At 35.8% G+C, this 21668-nt stretch carries 17 protein-coding genes, 1 tRNA gene and 1 pseudogene; 10 read left to right on the top strand and 9 right to left on the bottom strand.

The genetic code is table 11. The features are described 5' to 3' along the window. Nucleotides 1-17: 17 nt before the first annotated feature. Together L3V46_RS20710 and L3V46_RS20705 are read left to right on the top strand one after the other, a co-directional pair. Nucleotides 18-5027, top strand: a complete 5010-nt coding sequence (locus tag L3V46_RS20710; RefSeq protein ID WP_239046651.1) for a type ISP restriction/modification enzyme — start codon at nucleotides 18-20, stop codon at nucleotides 5025-5027. Nucleotides 5028-5737: 710 nt separating this feature from the next. Next, complete coding sequence (locus L3V46_RS20705; RefSeq protein WP_008941070.1) at nucleotides 5738-6937, top strand: reverse transcriptase domain-containing protein; 1200 nt, start codon at nucleotides 5738-5740, stop codon at nucleotides 6935-6937. 8 nt (nucleotides 6938-6945) lie between these two features. On the opposite strand, the gene L3V46_RS20700 is transcribed toward L3V46_RS20705, so the two are convergent. Both L3V46_RS20700 and L3V46_RS20695 read right to left on the bottom strand, forming a co-directional pair. Then, a complete protein-coding gene (locus L3V46_RS20700; RefSeq protein ID WP_008941071.1) occupies nucleotides 6946-7497 on the bottom strand; it encodes a recombinase family protein in 552 nt (183 codons plus the stop codon). 364 nt (nucleotides 7498-7861) lie between these two features. Beyond that, the gene (locus L3V46_RS20695; protein ID WP_034611305.1) at nucleotides 7862-8326 is read right to left on the bottom strand and encodes a hotdog fold domain-containing protein; all 465 of its coding nucleotides are present in this window, start codon (nucleotides 8324-8326) and stop codon (nucleotides 7862-7864) included. Between the two features lie 150 nt (nucleotides 8327-8476). On the opposite strand from L3V46_RS20695, the gene L3V46_RS20690 reads away from it, so the two are divergent. Next, nucleotides 8477-9100 carry a TetR/AcrR family transcriptional regulator gene (locus L3V46_RS20690; RefSeq protein ID WP_239046650.1) on the top strand — a complete coding sequence of 208 codons (624 nt, stop codon included), beginning with the start codon at nucleotides 8477-8479 and terminating at the stop codon, nucleotides 9098-9100. A gap of 45 nt (nucleotides 9101-9145) precedes the next feature. Here L3V46_RS20690 and L3V46_RS20685 read toward each other — a convergent pair whose 3' ends face one another. Continuing rightward, nucleotides 9146-9481 (bottom strand): hypothetical protein, encoded by a 336-nt coding sequence (locus L3V46_RS20685; RefSeq protein ID WP_239046649.1) that lies wholly within the window; start codon nucleotides 9479-9481, stop codon nucleotides 9146-9148. A gap of 220 nt (nucleotides 9482-9701) precedes the next feature. Between L3V46_RS20685 and ahpC the strand changes: the two genes are divergently transcribed. Next, nucleotides 9702-10265: an alkyl hydroperoxide reductase subunit C gene (gene ahpC, locus L3V46_RS20680; protein WP_004718560.1), complete on the top strand. Its 564-nt coding sequence runs from the start codon at nucleotides 9702-9704 to the stop codon at nucleotides 10263-10265. Nucleotides 10266-10333: 68 nt separating this feature from the next. Here ahpC and L3V46_RS20675 read toward each other — a convergent pair whose 3' ends face one another. Continuing rightward, nucleotides 10334-11257: a LysR substrate-binding domain-containing protein gene (locus L3V46_RS20675; protein ID WP_239046648.1), complete on the bottom strand. Its 924-nt coding sequence runs from the start codon at nucleotides 11255-11257 to the stop codon at nucleotides 10334-10336. A gap of 130 nt (nucleotides 11258-11387) precedes the next feature. After that, the gene (gene ycaC / locus L3V46_RS20670; protein ID WP_239046647.1) at nucleotides 11388-12014 is read right to left on the bottom strand and encodes an isochorismate family cysteine hydrolase YcaC; all 627 of its coding nucleotides are present in this window, start codon (nucleotides 12012-12014) and stop codon (nucleotides 11388-11390) included. Between the two features lie 277 nt (nucleotides 12015-12291). Here ycaC and L3V46_RS20665 point away from each other — a divergent pair, with 277 nt between their 5' ends. The 3 genes from L3V46_RS20665 (at nucleotide 12292) to L3V46_RS20655 (ending at nucleotide 16159) form a co-directional block, all read left to right on the top strand. Further along, nucleotides 12292-13167, top strand: a complete 876-nt coding sequence (locus L3V46_RS20665) for a pirin family protein (RefSeq protein WP_239046646.1) — start codon at nucleotides 12292-12294, stop codon at nucleotides 13165-13167. Between the two features lie 814 nt (nucleotides 13168-13981). After that, a complete protein-coding gene (locus L3V46_RS20660) occupies nucleotides 13982-15280 on the top strand; it encodes an FAD-dependent oxidoreductase (RefSeq protein ID WP_034611315.1) in 1299 nt (432 codons plus the stop codon). A gap of 60 nt (nucleotides 15281-15340) precedes the next feature. Continuing rightward, nucleotides 15341-16159 carry a methyltransferase domain-containing protein gene (locus L3V46_RS20655; protein ID WP_239046645.1) on the top strand — a complete coding sequence of 273 codons (819 nt, stop codon included), beginning with the start codon at nucleotides 15341-15343 and terminating at the stop codon, nucleotides 16157-16159. A 101-nt stretch (nucleotides 16160-16260) separates the two neighbouring features. Here the strand turns inward: L3V46_RS20655 and L3V46_RS20650 are convergent. Both L3V46_RS20650 and L3V46_RS20645 read right to left on the bottom strand, forming a co-directional pair. Then, a tRNA-Thr gene (locus tag L3V46_RS20650) sits at nucleotides 16261-16336 on the bottom strand. 330 nt (nucleotides 16337-16666) lie between these two features. After that, entirely contained in the window at nucleotides 16667-16894 is a 228-nt protein-coding gene (locus tag L3V46_RS20645) for a hypothetical protein (RefSeq protein WP_004718547.1), read from the bottom strand. Nucleotides 16895-17176: 282 nt separating this feature from the next. Here L3V46_RS20645 and L3V46_RS20640 point away from each other — a divergent pair, with 282 nt between their 5' ends. The 3 genes from L3V46_RS20640 to L3V46_RS20630 all read left to right on the top strand — a co-directional run bounded on the left by L3V46_RS20640 (nucleotide 17177) and on the right by L3V46_RS20630 (nucleotide 19960). Continuing rightward, nucleotides 17177-17497 carry a hypothetical protein gene (locus L3V46_RS20640; RefSeq protein WP_239046644.1) on the top strand — a complete coding sequence of 107 codons (321 nt, stop codon included), beginning with the start codon at nucleotides 17177-17179 and terminating at the stop codon, nucleotides 17495-17497. A 137-nt stretch (nucleotides 17498-17634) separates the two neighbouring features. Then, nucleotides 17635-18636, top strand: coding sequence for a Fic family protein (locus L3V46_RS20635; protein ID WP_239046643.1), 1002 nt, complete (start codon nucleotides 17635-17637; stop codon nucleotides 18634-18636). A 235-nt stretch (nucleotides 18637-18871) separates the two neighbouring features. After that, on the top strand, nucleotides 18872-19960 hold the full coding sequence (locus L3V46_RS20630) for a hypothetical protein (RefSeq protein WP_239046642.1): 1089 nt from the start codon (nucleotides 18872-18874) through the stop codon (nucleotides 19958-19960). Between the two features lie 328 nt (nucleotides 19961-20288). On the opposite strand, the gene L3V46_RS20625 is transcribed toward L3V46_RS20630, so the two are convergent. After that, nucleotides 20289-20858, bottom strand: coding sequence for a hypothetical protein (locus tag L3V46_RS20625; protein ID WP_239046641.1), 570 nt, complete (start codon nucleotides 20856-20858; stop codon nucleotides 20289-20291). A 49-nt stretch (nucleotides 20859-20907) separates the two neighbouring features. After that, nucleotides 20908-21324, bottom strand: a pseudogene (locus tag L3V46_RS20620) (hypothetical protein). Nucleotides 21325-21668 lie beyond the last annotated feature (344 nt).

Here is a 21668-nt window from a genome sequence, read left to right as displayed (position 1 = left end):
TTTGGAGCTTGGTCTGAATGTCAGCTTTAACAAATTTACTTCAATCAATTGAAACAATTAGCCTTACAAATAGAGATAAAGGTACTTCATTTGAGAATTTGATGATTCAATATTTCTTAAATGAACCTAAATATGCCGAAATTTACACAGAAGTTCTGTCTTATTCGAATTGGGTGGAAAAGTACGGTGAAGAGTTAAATATTACTGATAAACGTGACTATGGTATTGACCTGGTTGCGGTAACAATTGATGGTGAATTTCATCCAATCCAATGTAAAAATTACAACACTACAAAAATTCAGAAGAAAGATATTGATAGCTTTTTAGGTGGTTCTGGTAAATCCTATTTTACATATCGCTATATCGTAGCTTCTACGGATGATTGGACTGATAATGCCAAATCGTCTTTAGTGGATGCGCACCCACCTGTTGCGACTATTTCATTATTAGATTTAGAAGGCAGTTTAATTGACTGGTCACAGTTTAATTTTGATTCAAATGTGAGGCCTATATTTCGTAAAAAAAATAGTTTAAGAGATCATCAACGTCCCGCATTGTCAGCAGTCAAATATGGATTAGCTGAGGCAGATCGTGGCAAGCTTATTATGGCATGTGGTACGGGTAAGACCTTTACCTCTTTGCGTATTGCCGAGGAACTGGCAGGTCGTGGCAAAAATGTATTGTTTCTAGTCCCTAGTCTTGCATTACTTAGTCAAACGCTTGATGAGTGGACTCAACAAACATCATTAGGTATCCGAAGTTTTGCAGTTTGTTCTGATAGTGATGTTGGTAAGAAAAAAGATGATGACAATATTGTAGTCGGGATTAGTGACTTAAAATTCCCTGCTACAACCAATCCCCAAAGTTTAGTTAAGGCATTTCGGGCAAGAGATTTATTTAAACCGAATGAAGCGAATGAGGATATGAATGTTGTGTTCTCAACTTATCATTCTATTGATGTGATTGCAGAAGCACAAAAAGTAGGATTCCCTGAATTTGATTTAATCATTTGTGATGAAGCACACCGTACCACAGGAGCAACTTTTGAGGGAGATGATGAATCCAAGTTTGTGCGTATTCATAATAATGATTATGTACAAGGCAAGAAACGTCTATATATGACAGCTACTCCTCGTATTTATGGTGATACAGCTAAAGAAACAGAGGGTGTGACACTTTGCTCAATGGATGATAAATCGCTGTATGGCGAAGATCTATATGTCATAACATTCTCACAAGCAGTAAAAATGGACATTTTATGTGACTATAAGGTAATTGTACTTGCTGTTGAAGAAAGCCATATTAATCGTCAATTACAGGGCTTATTAAAAGACGAAAACAATTCACTAAAAGTTGATGATGCTGCAAAAATTGTTGGTTGTTGGAAAGCTCTCGCCAAACAAGGTTTATATAATCCTGACGGTACAATTGCTAAGCCAATGGAACGTGCAGTTGCTTTCTGTCAGGTAATTGAAAAAGAATATAAAGGCAAAAAACATAAAGTTAGTTCTAAGCAAATCACGGAAATGTTTAGTGCTGTTGTTGAAGCATATCAACAAGCGGAAATGGATCATTTATACAGAACAGAAGAAGATCCATATATTGATCCATCATTAAAACTTAATTGCGAAGTTAAACATGTTGATGGAGGGATGAACGCAACCGAGAAGAAAGAAAAAATCACTTGGTTGAAAGAACCAGCCCCTGAAAATACTTGTCGTATCTTGTCTAATGTGCGCTGTTTATCAGAGGGTGTAGACGTTCCGTCACTCGATGCAGTTCTTTTCCTAACACCTCGCAACTCACAGGTCGATGTTGTGCAATCTGTTGGACGTGTCATGCGTAAAGCTGATGGTAAGCAACTTGGTTATGTCATATTACCTGTAGTGATTCCTGCGGGTGTAGAGCCTGAACAGGCGTTAAATTCTAATGAAGCCTATCGTGTGGTATGGCAAGTGCTAAACGCTCTACGTGCGCATGATGACCGCTTTGATGCGATGATCAACAAGTTAGAGTTTAATGGCAAAGATGTATCTCGCATGGAAGTTATTGCAGTTGCTGATAAGGTTGTTAAAAAGACTAAAAAAGCCAAACCAAAACAAGGCGAAGGTGAAACAAACACTACAGGTTTAAGTGAAGGTAAAAAACAAAGGGCCAAAGCACAAGCCAGAGGAGGTTCGTCTATTGGTACAGCAGAAACTCCAATACCAGTTCAAGAGGAAATGGTCTTTGAAGTAGGTGAGATTGAACGTGCTTTATATGCCAAGATCGTAAAAAAATGTGGTAATCGTCATCATTGGGAAGATTGGGCAAGTGATGTAGCGAAAATTGCTAAAACTCATATCGATCGCATTCAAGCCATTCTTGAAAATCCTGCTAATACGAATGAAATTACGGCATTTAATGAATTTGCTCATGAATTACGTGATGACTTAAACAATAGCGTATCTGATGCTGAAATCATTGAAATGTTGGCACAGCACTTAATCACCAAACCAGTATTTGATGCCCTATTTAAAGATCATAGCTTTGCTGAACACAACCCAATGAGTTTAGCGATGCAAAAGGTGCTAGATGCGCTGAATGAGCATCATTTGGATAAAGAAACAGATACGCTTAACTCATTCTATGAATCAGTCAGACTGCGAGCAGAAGGCATTAATACTGCCGAGGGTAAGCAAAGCATCATCTTAACCCTATATGATTCATTCTTTAAAAATGCTTTCCCACGCATGACTGAAAAACTAGGGATTGTTTACACCCCTGTAGAGGTGGTGGACTTTATTATCCATAGTGTGAATGACGTACTCAAAAGCGAATTTGGAAAAACATTTGCTGATGACAATGTCCATGTATTAGACCCATTTACAGGGACAGGCACGTTCATTAACCGTTTGCTCCAATCAGGCTTAATCCCTTCGGATCGTTTGACCTATAAATACAAAAATGAAATCCATGCCAATGAGATTGTTTTATTAGCGTACTACATTGCTTCAATCAACATTGAAACCGTATATCACGATCAAATCAAAACCATTAATCCTGAAATGGAATACACGCCATTTGAAGGGATTTGCTTAACCGATACCTTTGAAATGTACGAAAAAGAAGATTTGGTAAGCAAGGTTTTAGTAGATAACAGTGCAAGACGTAAACGCCAAAAAGAATTGGATATTCGGGTGATAATTGGAAATCCACCATATTCAATTGGGCAATCCAGCGCAAATGATGATAATGCCAATGTAAAATATCCTTTCCTAGATAATCGTATCGAAGAAACTTACGCAAAATATTCAAAAGCAACTTTATCCAAAGGTTTATATGATTCGTATATTCGAGCATTCAGATGGGCAAGTGATCGTATTAAAGACCGTGGTGTAATCGGATTTGTAACCAATGGTGGATTTATTGAAAAATCAGCTATGGATGGTTTTAGAAAAAGTCTAATGAATGAGTTTTCTTCTCTACATATATTTAATTTGAAGGGTGATATTAGAAAAAATATGCTCAGTAAAGGGCTTGCTCAGGAAGGGCAAAATGTTTTTGGTAATGGAAGTATGGCTGGTATAGCTATTTCAATTCTTGTAAAGAATCCAAATTCTAAGCTGCAAGGTCAAATCTATTATCACAGCATAGGTAATGATCTCACACGGAATGAAAAATTAGAAAAAATTTCCGACCTAGTTAGTATCAATGGTATCTCAACGATTGATGGTTGGGTGACCATTACACCTGATACACATAATGATTGGGTAAACCAACGTGATGATAGTTTTAATGAATTTATTGAAATTGGAAATAAGAAAGTTAAAACAGCAATTAGTTTGTTTAATAATTTTTCACTGGGTGTAGCAACCAATCGTGATGCTTGGGTTTATCAATATTCACAACAAAAATTAGAAGCTAATGTTCATAAATTAATTGAATTTTATAATGCTGAAAACAATCGTATCCAACCACTACTAAAAGCTAATCCTAATAAGGATGTAGGTGAGTTAATCAATATTGATTCAACAAAAATTAGTTGGACTAGAGCTTTAAAAAATGACCTTAAAAAAGATAAAAGATTATCTTTTGAAAGAAAGTCGATTTATAGTGCTACATATAGACCATTTATCAAATCATGGATGTATTTTAATCGTAGATTAAATGAAATGGTTTTACAGATGCCTCAAATTTTTCCAACAGCAGATGCGAATAATTTAATAATTCAACTTTCAGGAATTGGAGCTAGATCAGGATTTTCAACGATAATCAGCAATAATATCTTAAGCTTAGATACAATCGAAAAAGGTCAATGCTTCCCACTCTACCTTTATGAAGAAAACACCGTAAAAGCTAATGATGCTGACTTGTTTAGCCAAGCCGATGCTCAAAACTCAGATGGTCAATATAATCGTAAAGATGCAATTAGTGATGCAGGCTTAAAGCATTTCACAGATGCTTACCCGACTGAAACGATTAGCAAGGAAGATATTTTCTACTATGTGTATGGTTTATTGCACAGTGAAGATTATCGTAGTCGTTATGCTGACAATCTTACTAAAGAATTACCTCGTATCCCTTGTGTGAACAAAGCCGAAGATTTTTGGGCGTTTTCTAAAGCGGGGCGTGACTTAGCACATTGGCATTTAAACTACGAAACTGTTGAGCCGTACAAAGCCAAATTGGACTTGGGTAATAAATCATTGAAGCATTTAGAAGATAAAGACTTCTATGTGACTAAAATGAAATTCCCGAAAAAAGACCAAAAAGATACAGTGGTTTATAACAATGCGATCACTATTCGTGGAATCCCTGTAGAGGCGTATGACTATGTGGTTAATGGTAAGTCAGCACTCGAATGGGTTATGGAGCGTCAAGGTGTTTCTACACACAAAGACAGTGGTATTGTAAACGATGCAAATGATTGGGCAATTGAAACTATGGGTGATGCTAGATACCCATTGGATTTGTTCTTGCGTGTGATTACAGTCAGCTTGGAAACAATGAAAATTGTGAGAAGTTTACCGAAGTTGGATATCTAGAAATAAAAAGCCATTTAGATTTATCTAAATGGCTTTTTACTATTTATTACAGTTCATTGTTTATTCTATGTTGCTGATATACAAATACTCTTATATATTTCAAATATCTAAATGGTCGGTTAAAACCCTACTATTGCTCACACTGTTGTAAACCATTGGTTCGCTCGACAACACAGAAATGTGCATCAGAACAGAACCATGAGGATGGACTGGCTAGTCTTATCACCGATGAGAAGAGCTATTACCATTTGAATGGATGTAACAGTCCCCTTGCTATCATTACTTGGGGGGTACTTGGCTTTTTCAAGATGGTGGGCGTGGGGCTACGGGCGGTTTGGAGAACCGATATTCTCTATATTGTCAAGTGGTTGTTTCAGTTGGTTTTGATATTCTCGTCAAAAAATTATCAGGAAAATCATGTAGTTATGTTGATAATTGTGGAGTTTTTTGTGTTGATTCTCGATGTTGTTTTATGTTATACTAATAGCAGCATTTCAAGAAAAAAGATGGCAATAAATTGCTCACACTGTTGTAAACCATTGGTTCGCTCGACAACACAGAAATGTGCATCAGAACAGAACCATGAGGATGGACTGGCTAGTCTTATCACCGATGAGAAGAGCTATTACCATTTGAATGGATGTGTCCCTTTTTAACCGTTGCGAGATAGCTTTACAAGGACGCAATGGAGAAGAAAGAGATATAAAATTATGTTTTTTAAAGACTTTGTTAAAGAAAATTTTGATGAAAAATTTAAAATTTTCAAACAAAAAAATATTAAAAATTATGATAAAAAATATCATACCAACTATGTTTCAATTAAAGAATTTGAGAATAATTTAAATGTTCAATTAGAGTCTTTAATAAAATTAATTGAAACTCAAAGCTATAGATTTCAAAAACTGTATCCTGTAATTATTGAGAATAAAAAGAATCCTAGTAAAAAGCCACGTTTAATCTGCATACCAACCGTTAGAGATCGTCTAGTGCAGATGATTTTAATTGATTACATTGCCCAGAACTTAAAACATGAGTTAGCTATACTTAAATCTAACGATTTTTCTGTTTCAGGTGTAGGTATATTTCGAGCAAGACAAAAGGCAAAAGATTTAAGAAATACAAAGCCTTTTGTTTTAAAAACAGATATTGCCTCGTTTTTTGATAATTTAGTTCGGTCAACTTTGTTAAAGGAAATACGAGAAAATATATCAACTGACATACTCTATTTGTTTGAATCCATAATTTGCTGTGATCCAAGTATTCCTCATGAATATGCAAAGACGCATAAAAAGCTAATTGAGTCTAAGATTGGGAAAGGTGTCAGACAAGGGATGCCTTTATCACCTTTACTAGCATCATTTTACTTAAATGATTTTGATAATTGGCTTATTAAGCAAAAATATAAACATGTCCGTTATGCGGATGATCTGATATTTTTTCTTGATTCCGAACAGCAGTGTAAAGATGTATTTGAATTAGTTTTCCAAGAATTGAGTAACTTAGGTTTAACACTTCCTGAAATTGATGAAAAGTCAAAAACACAGATTATTCCTGAAAAGGAAACAGTAAATTTTTTAGGATTAGACTTACGATATGAGAATTCAAAATATGACTGGTATATTCCACCTCATGTCATTGAAAATGTTAGAGATAGTCTAAGTCATCTAACGAATATCAATAGTAATATTAAAATGAAGCTAAATTTTAGTAAAACTATAACTAGGATGGAGCAGATAGTTTCAGGCTATCAGCATTGTTATAGTGACGCTGATTCCAAAAATTTAAAAGATTTTAATAATAGACTACAAATAGAAAAAGAAAACGCAATTAGTTTACTATTCCAAGGGTTAGGGATAGATATTAAGACAATACATCCCCAATATATGAAATTCTTGTTAGATAGCAACTAAGAACAATTCTAAGATTTATTCAGTGAGCTATTCAGCGTTACTCGGCTTACTCCAAAATGTTTTGCTACCTCTGTTTTAGTAATTTGAGGATCTCGTAACATAGCTTGGGCCTTTTTAATATCTTTTTTAGACATGGATGGTTTGCGCCCACCTTTACGTCCTCTTGCTCTCGCTGCATCTAAACCTGCTATGGTACGTTCACGAATTAAACTATGCTCAAATTCAGCTAATGCTCCAAAAATATGGAACACTAGCCTGCCAGTAGCAGAGGTGGTATCAATTGCCTCTGTAAGCGATTTAAAGCCTATCTCACGCTGATTTAAGTCAGTAATAATCTCGACTAAATCTTTTAATGAACGGGCAAGGCGATCAAGTTTCCAAACAACCAGAACATCACCTTTTCTTAGAGCTTTCAAGCAACTTATCAATTCAGGACGATCCTTAGTTTTTCCTGTTATCTTTTCCTGAAAAATTTGTTCACAGTCTGCCTTCTGGAGTGCATCTAATTGTGAATCTAGATTTTGGTCATGTGTACTGACCCGAGCATATCCAATAATCATAATAAAACGTACCTAAACTTTACATAGATTTATTATCGCAATTTCTTTACGTTATTTTGAATAAGAAATGTAATTCTAGGATCATGTTTTAAATGTAAAGAAAACGACCATTTAATTAACACTAATTTTATGGAGGTGTCTTTGTGACATATTAGTCGTATTGTGCAGTAAGTAGTTTTGTTAAATTTACAATAAAAAAATTGACAAAATACTTTACGTTTTACTATAATTAATTGTAATATAAGAATATATTTATTTTTAGTATATATATCCGTTTTAATTGATAAAAACGGTCAAGCTTTATCAAAACCCTTTGTGAAAACAAAGGGTTTTTTTATGAATCTCATGATTTGGTTTTAGACAATCACTTTTTCGCAGAAACCCACATGGTAATCACAGCTTTAAACACCAGATTATTTTGTGTGTCTTTGACCTCCACATTGACCAAATAATCACTGCCTTGATTCCACTGAAAATTGCGCTCAACAGGCGTGGCAATCGCAATTAAATCAGTTTCAGCCTTCTTTAGATATTCAACTGTCATCCCTTTGGGAATCCAACGATGCGTGGAAGGTACGGTTACATCGGTCATGGTTCCACCAGCAAGTTCAGCCATATTGCACATGGCAATTGCATGGACTGTACCAATATGATTGAGTACAGCACGGTGTTTTTTAATTTTAATTTCAGCATAATTCGTTTCGAGTCGTTCAAAAACAGGTGAAATACTGCTGAAATAAGGCGCTTTTAAGCATAATAATTTTGAAAATGTCCATTTGCCAGCAGGCTTATTTTTAAATCTATTCCACAGTTTTAGGGTTTGGCTCATTGTTGTATTCCTTATTTAGTTTGCAGAATATTATTTATTTTACAGAATATTATTCTAATACAGAATTAAATTCTGTTATTGGCTCGACAGACGATTTGAATCGCGTAAAATGTCATATAGAAAATGCTTAAATAAAATCAAAGGCTGTACATGAATAATCAAAGTTTGTTGGAACGTCGTTATAGTGGACGTCGTGCAGAATTAAAACGTGTGATTTTAACGGAAGCATTAGCCTGTTTTTTAGAATATGGGATTGAAACGACAACAATAGAAATGATCCGTGAACGTGCGCAAACCAGTGTGGGGGCGATTTATCACCATTTTAAAAATAAAGAAGGTTTAGTGGCAGCCCTGTATATTTTAGCCATAGAAGACCAAGCAGAACGCCGTGATCAAGCATTATTGTCTGCACAAAGTCTACAGCAGGGTATCCAAGTGATGACAGCAAGTTATATAGACTGGGTGATGGATTATCCTGATTTCGCTAGATTTTTATATACTGCCAATTTTAGTATTTCTAAAAGTACTCAACGGGATCAGCTAAAACAGCAGAATCATTTACGTAATCAGCACTTATTGGCTTGGATGAAACAACAACCAGATTATGGGGTGATCAAGAACATTCCCCATGAATTATTATTGTCATTTATGGTTGGATCGACAGAAAGTTATTGTCGGGCATGGTTGTCAGGTAAAGTGAAAGCCACGCCAAAAGTTTACCAAGCAGCATTGGCACATGCGGCTTGGTGCAGTTTAGAAAGCGTATATCAGTAACAACAAGGCTGAATAACCAAGCTTGTTAAATCATGGATGCTGTGATTAAAAAATTCGTGAGCTTTGCATATAGTGCGCTGTGACTTGATCTAAGTGATTAAGAATGGTCGCACGATCTTGAGTCTGAATTGCTGTGTCCAGTTGCTGCATATAGCCTAGCAATTGGTTTTTTGCTTTTGCCGCAAATTCAGCAGTAATGGCTTGATCTTCATAGAGTAAAACATAGTTTTTGGCAAAACCATAAATTATAAAAATCGCCGTTTTCTCAAAATCAGACTCAGAATGAGCAATTTGAGATTCACAGTTTATTTTCAGTTGTTTAAAAGCGTCTGTACCAAAAGGAAGGTTTTGGAATTGCTCCAAAAGAATTGAGAACGTCATTTTTTAAAGTCCACTCAAAAAGAAAATCTATAGAGTAAAAGGCGAAAGGTCAAGCAAAGTTTGAAATAATATTTTCGATCAAACCAAGCCAAAAGATTGGAAAAATAAATCTATAAAACCGATTATTTTTATTAAAAACTCCAGTTTTACCGATTTAATAATTTTTCGTATAGTGATTTCACAGATAAGCAATCCCTGAAACCAATTGAAGGAAGACCAAATGAGTTTGATCAATACTGAAGTTAAAGCATTTAACGCAACTGCATATAAAAATGGTGAATTTATCGAAGTGTCTGAAAAAGACTTCTTGGGTAAATGGTCTGTGGTATTTTTCTATCCTGCTGACTTTACTTTTGTCTGCCCAACAGAGTTAGGCGATCTAGCAGACAACTATGCTGAATTCCAAAAAATGGGTGTAGAAATTTATTCAGTTTCTACCGATACACACTTTACCCATAAAGCATGGCATGACAACTCAGATGAAATCAAAAAGATCCAATACCCAATGGTGGGTGATCCAACTTGGGCTTTGGCAAAAAACTTTGAAGTGTTGATAGAAGCCGAAGGCCTTGCAGATCGTGGCACTTTCGTGATTGATCCTGAAGGTAAAATTCAAATTATTGAAATCAATGCTGGTGGCATTGGACGTGATGCACAAGAATTACTGCGTAAAGTGAAAGCAGCACAATATGTGCACGCACACCCAGGTGAAGTATGTCCAGCAAAATGGAAAGAAGGCGATGCAACACTTGCACCTTCAATTGATTTGATCGGTAAAATCTAATCATTGCCTAGGATTAGAATTGAAAAACCAGAAGTTTAACTTCTGGTTTTTTTATTGTTCGCTTGGCTTTATAAAATATAACCATCGTGTTTAGGTGCATAGGCACGAATACCTTCAACTAAATCTTCAATTAATTTTTCCATGACTAAGCGTTGACCTTTGCGTGATGCGTAAACCAACTGTACAACACCGATATTGGAACACCACTCTGGTAACAGATGGATTAAACGCCCTGAAGCAATGTCTCGTTCTACCGTTAAATAGGGAAGATCAGCAATACCTAAGCCATCGAGTACCGCATAATACGCACCCATTAAGTCATTACTTTTGACCCGAGGCTGTAACGGAATATCAATTTCTTCACGTTGCTGAATATGATGTAAATGCCAATGATAGTGCTGTTTATCTGTACCTAATACAATGGTTGGAAATTCACAAAGTTCTGTGACATGTTGAATTTCACGATCGCCTAAAAGTTCAGGACTAATCACTAAACAGTGCGTGGTTTTAATCACATCTCTAACGATAATGCTGGAGTCTTCATTGCTTGAAAAGTTAGTACGAATGGCCAAATCAATATCATCATGCAGTACATCGATACGTCGACTGGTGAGTGCTAATTCAACCCGAACTTTGGGATATTTTTTTAAAAACTGATTTAGAATCGGTCGAATTTGATGTTCCATCATGACCGGTGGGCAACTAATTTTAATCAGACCCTGTAATTCAATTTCTTGTTTTAATAAGACATTCTGAGCATTATCTGCCTGTTCAATAATCTTTACACATTCCTCAAAGAATTCTTGTCCTAGTGGTGTGACTTTAAAATGCCGTGTCGAGCGTTGAATCAGAGTTACATTAAATTTGGCTTCTAAATCCAGAATACGTCGGCTCAGTTTAGACTTGGTGATATTACTGGCTTCACTCGCAGCACTAAATCCACCATGTTTTACCACCAGATAGAAATAATAGTAGTCATCAAAAGAGTGCACAGCTTCATCTCAGGTGTGTTGATGATAAAATAGTATCATTAATAGGAAAATATTTTAAAATTCGTACAAATAAAATGCACAAACAAAAGCGAGGAATGCAAGACTTACATTCCTAGCGACAACAATTATCTTATTTTTGAGAAGTATTTTGTGTGTAGCTGTTGATCAGATTACGATAGTCAGGGATATGGTTACCAAATAGCGTACCTAAACCTTCAATATCATTACGCCAATCACGATGTAGCTCACAAGAGGCACCAAACCAAGTCATTAATTGTGCACCTGCATTGCTCATACGGTCCCACGCTGAGTCACGTGTCAGCGGGTTAAATGTTCCGGAAGCATCGGTGATCACAAAGACCTCAAAGTCTTCTTCAAGGGCAGAAAGTGCCGGAAAGGCAACACAAACCTCGGTGACAACACCCGCGATAATCAGTTGTTTTTTACCTGTTGCTTTTACCGCTTTGACAAAGTCTTCATTGTCCCAAGCGTTGATTTGACCAGGGCGAGCGATATACGGCGCATCTGGAAAAAGCGCTTTTAACTCAGGGACCAGTGGACCATTGGGGCCATCTTCAAAACTGGTGGTCAGAATAGTGGGAAGGTTAAAATAGTGAGCCGCAGCAGCCAGTGCCAAAACATTGTTTTTAAACTTATCTGGGTCAATGTCGCGGACTAAAGAAAGTAATCCAGTTTGATGATCGACTAACAATACCGCAGCATCATCTTTGTTTAAACGAACGTAAGGTTTTCCCATTTTTTATATCCTTGAAGTCACTAAAATTTAAATTGTGCTTAAATACAAAACAAATTATTTTGCATCGATTTCATGTTACGTGGCTTAATCATGATAATTAAGCCTATAAACTGAGATTAATAATCTCATAAATAAGATGATTGATTGAGAACTACACTGAGCCTTGGCTGTTGAATATCCTATATTTGGGATTCAGCGTATTGGTAGATTGCTGTATTGATCACTTTAAAAAACCTAAAATGGATTCATATTAAAGCCTAGAGATAGGAGTATTGAGATGAAAAGAATTATTGGTGTATACCGCAATCAAAATATGCATTGGGTCGGTGATGGCTTTCCTGTAAAAAACTTGTTTTCTTATGATCGTTTAGGTCAAGCGATTAGTCCTTTTTTATTATTGGATTATGCAGCGCCTTATACCTTTGCACCTAGCCATGAACAGCACGGTGTAGGTTCACATCCACATCGTGGTTTTGAAACAGTGACACTCGCCTATCAAGGTGAAGTTACCCATAAAGACTCCCATGGTGGCGGTGGAACCATTAAAACAGGTGATGTGCAGTGGATGACTGCGGGCGCAGGCTTGGTTCATGAAGAATTCCATTCACATGAATTCACTGAAAAAGGTGGAATCTTTGAAATGGTTCAGCTTTGGGTGAATTTACCTGCGGCCGATAAAATGACCCAACCTAAGTATCAAGCAATTTCTGCGCAAGATATTCCTGTGATTCATTTTGATGACGATGCAGGCCACTTACGTGTGGTTGCTGGGAAATACGCTGAACAACAAGGCGCTGCTTCAACCTTTAGCCCAGTCAATGTTTGGGATGGTCAGCTTAAAGCGGGTTATGAGCAAATTATTCATGTGCCAGTTGACCACAATACTTTGGTGGTTGTACTCGAAGGTGAAATGCTACTCAATGGTACACAAAAGGTACTTGATAGCTCGATTGTCATGTTTGAAAAAGATGGAGATGCAGCAATTCAACTTGAAGCGGTGCAAGATGCTAAGTTTTTGGTCCTTACAGGTAAACCACTGAATGAGCCAATCCAAGGCTATGGTCCATTTGTAATGAATAGCAAAGAAGAAATCGTGCAAGCGTTTAACGATTTCAATAATGGCAAATTTGGTGAAATTGTAGCGGAAGCTTAGTTGATGTTGATGAAAGGTATTTGTGTATAACGGATAGCTTGCATGTCTTTAGTCTATGAGTTCAGCCATGTATGAGATATCGAGAAGTCAAAAAGCGGATTGTAAAATCCGCTTTTTTTATATTTAAAATTTTTAGCACCAAAAGGTCAGAAATTTAAAAAAAGAAAAGAGCTTTGCTCTTATCGAACAGAAGCTCTCTTACGCTGTAGTTTTTTTCTTTAGATGATTATGTCTTGTTTTGATTGGGTTGTTTTGTTATTCGCGCATCATAATTAATTAAAAATGTGAAGTAAAGCACAATATATTTCATTTGGTTAATTTATATCCGTTGTTTCAGTATTTTTTGTATGCTGTCATTTTACAAGTGATGCAATTGATCTACTTAAAAAGCAAATTCAAGGTAAAAAAAAGGATCTCTATTCCACACTATAGAGATCCTTTTTATGCTGTAGTTTCTTTTATTGTATGTGTTGTCATAATTATTTGTTTTTATTGTAAATGTGAATTATTTATCGTTTTTATGCTGTAAATAATAATTAATAAATTGGCATTTGTAAATGTTTTTTTAATAAATAGTTAAATTATCTGTATGTTTTTAACAGTATTTTTTTATATATATAAATATCAATCAAGTATAAGCAGGGTGTCGCACAAGAGCTTGGCCTAAAACCACTAAAATTAAATAAACACTGAGGAATGGAGATTTTTCCTAAAAATTTTCCAACAAAAAAAGTTAAAACTGGAACTTTTTAATACCGCGATTTAATCGGCTATAGCTCATAATAAAAAAAATGGTTACGCACGGATAATAACTTTGGATATTGCAGTGATTGGTAGTGGTATGGCTGGCCTGGCCACCGCAAGAATTCTTAAAGATGCAGGTCATAACATTACCATCTTCGAAGCATTACCTGGTCGTGGTATGGATAGTCACAGCATTGAGTTTGAAGGTGGTTTAATTGATGCACCTTTGCGCGTGATGAATCAGCATTTATGGAAAAATACACTGAGCCTTGCAACACACCTCGGCATAAAAACTTTTCCAGTGCGTACCTTTATGGCATGCAGTTGGTTATTTGAAGACAAAACAGAAACTTGGTTGACCACATCACGTACCCGTATTGGTAATTTCCCCATTATCAATAACCGTAAAGGGATTAAGCAGTATGGTTGGCGTTTAGTCAAAGGGATGTTGCAGCTTAAAACCGCCATTTCTCAATTTTTTAAATCTAAAAATCAAGACATTACCCTTGCTGATTTTATCAATCACAATGACATTGAAGAGGTATTTTGGCACGGTGCAGTAATGCCAGTGCTTTATACCATTTGCACCTGTGACCCTAAAACCATTGGTGAATGGCCTGCAAAACCGCTCTTAATCTTTTTAAAGCAATTAACCGATGGTGATGCTTTATTGCGTTTACATGGTGGAACGCCTGCTTTTGTCGATAAATTGATTGAAGGTATTGATATTCATAGCGGTTCTGAAATCACCAAAGTTGAGGAACAGGGTAATGCTGTTCTGGTTGAAAATGCACAAGGTGAGCAATTTCAATTTGACCGTGTGGTGGTTGCAACACCGACCAATAAATTAGAAAACTTTTTAAATAAACAACAATTTGCTGATGATATCGCTTTATTGCAAAAATTTAAGTTTGAGCAAGGCGAATTGGTTATGCATACCGATGCATCTGTGATGCCGCCAAATCGTAAAGATTGGGCTGTGTTGAGCTATATGATGGATCGCAAATTTACCAAACAACAATTTACGGTTTGGCTGAACTCGATTGAACCAAGTTTGGTGGGTAAATCTCCAGTGTTCCAAACATGGCGTCCTGTGACCAGTATCGATCCGAAGAAAGTCATTTCTACAGTGACCTTAACTCGTGCTGTGGTGGATTCTGAAACAGTGGCTTTAAACATCGAGTTACAAGCGCGTCATAAAGTCGCTAATCGTAAAGTATTCTATTGTGGCTCATGGTCATGTGATGGTTTGCCAATTCTTGAATCTGCGGTAACTTCTGCAATGCATATCGCAGAAATTTTTGGTGCACCATTGCCATTTGTTGGATTAAAACCTAAAGTTGAGGTGGCTCCGCAACTTGGCTATTAAAGCCCAGTGAATTCATATAAAGTTTAATGAATTCATAACTGAATAAGTGAATGATTTAAAATGAAATGGCTTCAAGTGATTCAGCAAAAACTTCCAAAACATAAATATGCAATCGATGCAAAAATGTTAGGAGATGATGCTGAGTGTGCTTGGACCAACTTAGGGTATTGGGATGAGACGACATCCTCTTACCCTCAAGCCTGTCAGCAACTTGCTGAACGACTTGCACAAGCGGTACAGCTTACACCACATGATCGGGTACTGGACTTAGGCTGTGGTCAAGGTGCCAGTTTAAAGTACTGGTTAGAACACTACCAAATTCAAGACTTAGAAGCGGTTGAGTTACAACAACAGTGTGTCGATAAAATTCAAAAACAACTCCCGCAGATTAAGGCGATTCACTGCCAATCTTTTTTAAATTTAAATGCGCTTTTCTTTACGCAACCCTTTGATGTGGTGTTGTGTATTGATGCGGCTTACCACAGCGATTTAAATTTATTTTTAAATTCAGTCGTTCCAATTTTAAATTCAAAAGGTCGTTTGGGTTTTCATACGTTGATGCTTTCAGACACAGTTTTAAATTCAAAACAAAAAATGAAATATAAATGGCTACTTAAAGCTGCTGATGTCGATTTAAAATCACTGATGACCGCGACTCAAATCAATCATGCACTGCAACAGCATGGTCTTGAGCAATCCGCGCTTGAAGATATATCCACAGCAGTATTGGCTGGCTTTAGTCAATATATTGCGACACGAGCTAAAACGGAGCGTGGAGGGTTAGATCAAATAAAAATTCAAATGACCGCAAAATTTTGTCAAAGGTTATTTGAAGAGGGTATCGTTCGATATATACAGCTCAGCGCGGTCAAAACATAATTTTTATGATTTATGATGAGATCAAGCAGATCAAAAAATTATAAGAAAATACCTAAGCCAAAAACAACAAAGCCTCACTAAAAAGCGAGGCTAAGTAAAAATGGTGCCGGCACACGGATTCGAACTGTGGACCTACTGATTACAAGTCAGTTGCTCTACCAACTGAGCTATGCCGGCAACGTGGCGAGAATTTTACAGAATATTTATAAGATTGCAAGCCAAAAAATAAACAATTGAATAATCTTTAATATTTATAGTCTTAGCGATCAGGTCTTGTTTAGAAGCTGATAATACAGTGTGCTATGAATGCTTAGATTTTTAGCGAGCAAAGGATTTTATCGCTTTTAACTTGCAGGTAGACAAAATAGTAACGGCGATTAGAGTAATGACAACTAGAGCAACGATTAGTAATCGCTTTAATCTTCCGACTAAAAAGGCTTACGGAGGGGTAAGCCTTGAGTATTTGGGGTTAAATCAATAAATCTTTATCAGTTTTGAAATATAGACTTATTTTCTCCTTAAAATATGATCCAGATCTTGTGCGCATTCTTCTAGGGTGATTGCCATATCTATTTGCATTTGGGGTTTCAATTCGTTTGCGAGTTTTCTCCATTGCTCAATCAATTGGATAGCTTTCTGAATTTTATGCTTATTTACATCTTTGGCAATAGTTGGGGTGTATCCACCACGTTTAGCATTTTTGACTTGTCTTACATAATTGGCGCTGTTATTCATTGTCACTCCCGAATAGCAGTTTTATGCTTTTAACTTGTTTGAATCGCTAATAAGTACCGCATCATGATTATCTTAAGAGAACGTTACATCTATATGATTTTTATTTTGTATTTCACCTCCTTTGAATCGTGCTAGAAGTTCTTTTCACTTGATACTAATTCAAGAAAGTTTGAATTGAAATAGTCAATTGTCTTTTTAGTTGAGTGGATATGTATCTATTTGCTTCAAAAAATAGCTCAAATATCGTATAACTAAGTTAAGCAAAAACTAGAACAATTGAGAATGAAACGATTCAGTATTTTATTATTATTGGTTTCTGTCGCACATGCTGAAGCTCCTAAAGAATGTCAGTTACTTGAACAGACCTCCGAAATGTTAATGCAGTTACGTCAAAACGGTTTATCGTTGGATGATGTTGATTTTAATCCTGAAGCATTGTCTGCAAAAGAACAGGTATTGTTAAAAGGTATGATTGACGATGCAAAGGGTGTACCGATTTATCAAATTCCTTTAACCCGACAAAAAGCCATTGATGATTTTAAACTCAAGTGGCAAGAAGTGTGTCAGTCTGCGGATATTGTGATGCCAACTGAGACGAGGTAAAGGATTTTTTTATTTCGCCTAGAGTGTCATGGTTAAATAGAGGGTGCCATTTCTGAAAGCATTCAATAGCCTATAAAAGACAAAACTTTTAGCGTTTAATCAACTGTGCTTTGTATTTACTTCTGTTTAGGAATGGCATGAAATATCAACCGCCTTATACCATCACATCAAAAATCATTCATCTGATTGCGCAGATCAGTGAGAATATAGGGCGCTTGAGTGCTTTAGAGGAAGTCCAACACAACTTAAAACTGAGAAAAGCCAATCGTATCCGAACAATTCAAGGTTCGCTTGCAATTGAAGGAAATACCCTCAGCACAGAACAGATTACTGCGATTTTGAATGGTAAAGCTGTAATTGCACCGCCTAAAGAAGTTCAAGAAGTACGTAATGCCATAAAAGCTTATGACGCATTTCAAAAATGGCAACCCAGCCAAGAAGTAGATTTATTACAAGCACACCAAATTTTAATGGCAGGCTTGATTGATGACGTTGGACAATACCGTCACGCCAATGTAGGTGTCATGGCTGGTGATCAAGTGGTGCATATGGCTCCGCCAGCGAATCAGGTTCCTCGTTTAATGGCTGATTTACTGGAATGGCTTAAAGATAGCCAAGAACACCCACTCATTCAGAGTTCGGTATTTCATTATGAGTTTGAGTTTATACATCCATTTGCTGATGGGAATGGACGTATGGGGAGACTTTGGCAAACATTGATACTTAGCCGATGGAATACTATTTTTGCAAATATTCCTGTTGAGAGTCTGATTTATCAAAATCAAAAGGCCTACTATGAGGCTTTACAAGCAAGCACAGACCGTACTGATTCTGCAGCATTTATAGAGTTTATTTTGCAGATGATTTTGGATGCGATATTGGACTCAAATAACACCGCTCAAGATAGCGATCATGTTAGCGCTCAAGTTGACGTACAAGTAAGCGACCAAGTTCAGCGTTTAATTTCAGTTATGCAGGAAAAAGAATATAGCTTGGCTGATTTGATGCAGTTATTAAATTTATCTCATCGTGCAACATTCCAAAGGAATTATCTCAATCCTGCGTTAGACGCAAACCTTATTGAACGTACCATTCCAGATAAGCCGAAAAGCCCTAAACAACGATATAGATTGAAGTGAAATGAAGAGTTTTTCTTCAAAGACAATCGATGTAATGATTTGAGGATCTATTCCGTCTTTAGTTCTAGCATTCTTGATTTCATCATCTTAGATAAGTAATCATTCGTAAGCCTTTTTGAGCAGGGTAAGTGATTGGAATAATTTGATTTTGAGTTATATGACTATCTTCTTTTTCTTATCTTATTTGAGATATATTATGTTGGATCAATAATTATTTAAATTAAGGGGATTTAAAATGATTTCTATGGAAAATAGTTTTACTATTATGATAATTGGTATTTTTTTGTTTGTAGGGCTTATTGCAATTTTGGTCATATCGTCAAATCGTTCACACAGCTTCTTAACAACAAAATTACCTAAAAAAACGAAAATAGAGTTACCACAAAAAATTAATTTCCAAGTAGATAGTAATGATAACTATGGAGTAGGGACATTTGCTTTAGATTTAATAACTGGTTTTGGTCATGGTCGTGCTAAAACTGCAAAATATAACTATGAAATTCAATATCATTCATATGCAATACATTTTAATAAGTTGATTGATTTGCAGGCCCTTATTAATGATAAGCTTAATGAATTGGGTGAGTATACTTATCTTACTATTCAAGAGTTGGATAGAAGCCAAAAATTAGTAATTAAACAAAGTAATATAATTTTAAATTATGAAGATAATAAAAAAAATGGAAATATGAAAAAAAATATTGGAGATTTAAAAATAATCACAGAAACTGAAATTAATACAGGAATGGTACTACTTCAAGGGTCTGCAATAGGTGGTTTAGCTGCTTTAGGTAGTTGGACACTTGTGTCGCTTTTTGGAGCTGCTTCAACAGGTACGGCAATATCTACTTTAAGTGGGGCAGCTGCGTATAATGCTACACTTGCTTGGTTTGGTGGTGGAGCTATTGCTGCTGGTGGTGGTGGAATGGCGGCAGGAGCAATGACACTAATTGATATTACTGGTATTTCAATATTACTTTACTGTTCTTATAAATCACACTCGAAAGCTAATGAAATTACAAGTCAAACAGAGTTATTAATTACAGAAATTGATAAGCTTCAAGATAAGAATAAGTATTTAGAAAATTTTGAAAGATCCATTCATAAAGAAATTTTTCTGGTAAAGGAAAAATTTGAAAAAATTAAAAATATTAATAATCATCTTGAAAATATACTTTATCCATATGGAGCTTTGAGTATATTTAGACGGAATATAAAAGAGTTTTTAAACCAAGATTTTTATACTGAAAAAGAATATGAAGAAATGACTCACTTATTCAATGTTGTTGATGAAACTTACAATTTTTTATCAAGAAATAAATAAATTTAGATTATATTAGTAATTCGTTAAATATATTTGAATTACTAAAATAGTATAAAAGGTTCTATGAAATTAATAAATTTCATCTTGTATAAAAATATTAAGGTTTGCTCTTTGACTTTAGTAAGATATTTTGATGGGGCTACAGGTTCTTAGCATAGTGATTGATAAGATCAATGGGAATATGAGTTGAGTTCTAAACGTACTTTTCTTTGAAATATAAAGCTCTGTTCCAACTCAGCTTAATGATGAATATTTGCGCTGATTCAATGTAAGGCATTGAGCTGAAACAGAGAAAAGGGTTTATTTACCTGTCATTATTTTAAAGAAATTATTCTTCAACAATGGCGTGGTAAGTTAATTTTCCATGTGTGGTATAAAGATAAACCTCCTTGATTTCCTGAGCAGAGCAGCCTTTTAAAACAAGATTAAACACATCTCCATAATAGGTCACTTTAGGAAATTTGACGGTCAACGGTTCTACACCAATGAGCTTACAGTTCGGATTATCTACTTCGACTTTATCAAGTACATCTTCAATTTCAGAGATGACTTTTAAACGCGTAACATCATAAACAGTTTGTCTGATGACGTTAAAGTTTGGAGAAGTGTCGATAGGGCGAAACTTAATCTCTAGTGCTTCACTTGATAACAATTTACGCTTGAGTTGAGGCGGTGGAATAACAACATTCTCAGCCCCCTTATAAATACTGTCAGGATCATAGCGATCATGAGCAATTGCAGCAGCCTCAGCTTCTTTCTCTTGCATTTCTTGATAAGAGCCAACTTGAGATTGAGCGTGAGCTGCTTCGTTTGTAAGATCAGGCGAAGACGACTCAGGTATCTGAAAACATGCTGTTAAAGTTGATACAACCGTGAGCATGATGATTAATTTTTTCATGACTAGATTTCCTTGTAATTTGAGCATGGAACATAGACAGATTTATCAATCACAGCTGGTTAAACTGAGTACGTTGAACATACTTAAGGACAGCTAAACCTTTGATATACAACCATCGATCATTAAAATTTTCGGCACGATAATCAAAGACCTAATAAGCGAAGTTATCAATATCAATTAACTTCTGTTCCTTTAATTCTTTACCTTCTCGAATAAGGGCGTTTAGATCACCGCTATAAATAAAATAACGTAATCGATCATTTTTAGGGATGAGTTGCCATTGCTTGCTTATCGCAACAAACGCATTGCAATTGATATTGCTTTCACAACGTCTGATCACGGGAGCAGAGGATGGGGTATTGATCAGTGCTATCACTTGATTCATATCCGCATGACAAAGTGAGGTTATTGAAAAACAGGCAACAACGGCACTGTATTGTAAGAATATTTTGATTTGGCTATTCATAAAAATAGAATCCTGATTCTTGTTGTTAGATATATTTTTAATTGGATGAATTAAACATCGATGTCTGATTTCAAAGGGCGTAGAAATGATTTACTGCGGTATTGGTTTATTCCATCCAGACAGTTTAACCAATAGCTAAAACAGCAACATCAACAAAAAAGCCAATGACTGTAAGTTCCAGCGAGATCTATACACCAATGATTAAAATCAGACGTGCAAAAGTCCTCTTTGCCGAAGTAAGGTAGAAATACAATTCAGCTTAGATTGATAAGATAAAATAGGAATAAAGTGAAATTTTGAAAATAAAGAAATAGTCATGGTTGACTCCTTTTGATTTAGAAAGA

This window comes from Acinetobacter sp. AG3, assembly GCF_022343575.1.
GTDB lineage: Bacteria > Pseudomonadota > Gammaproteobacteria > Pseudomonadales > Moraxellaceae > Acinetobacter > Acinetobacter guillouiae.
The sequence above is the reverse complement of the archived record's forward strand: the minus strand, read 5'-3'. Positions and strand labels throughout refer to the sequence as shown.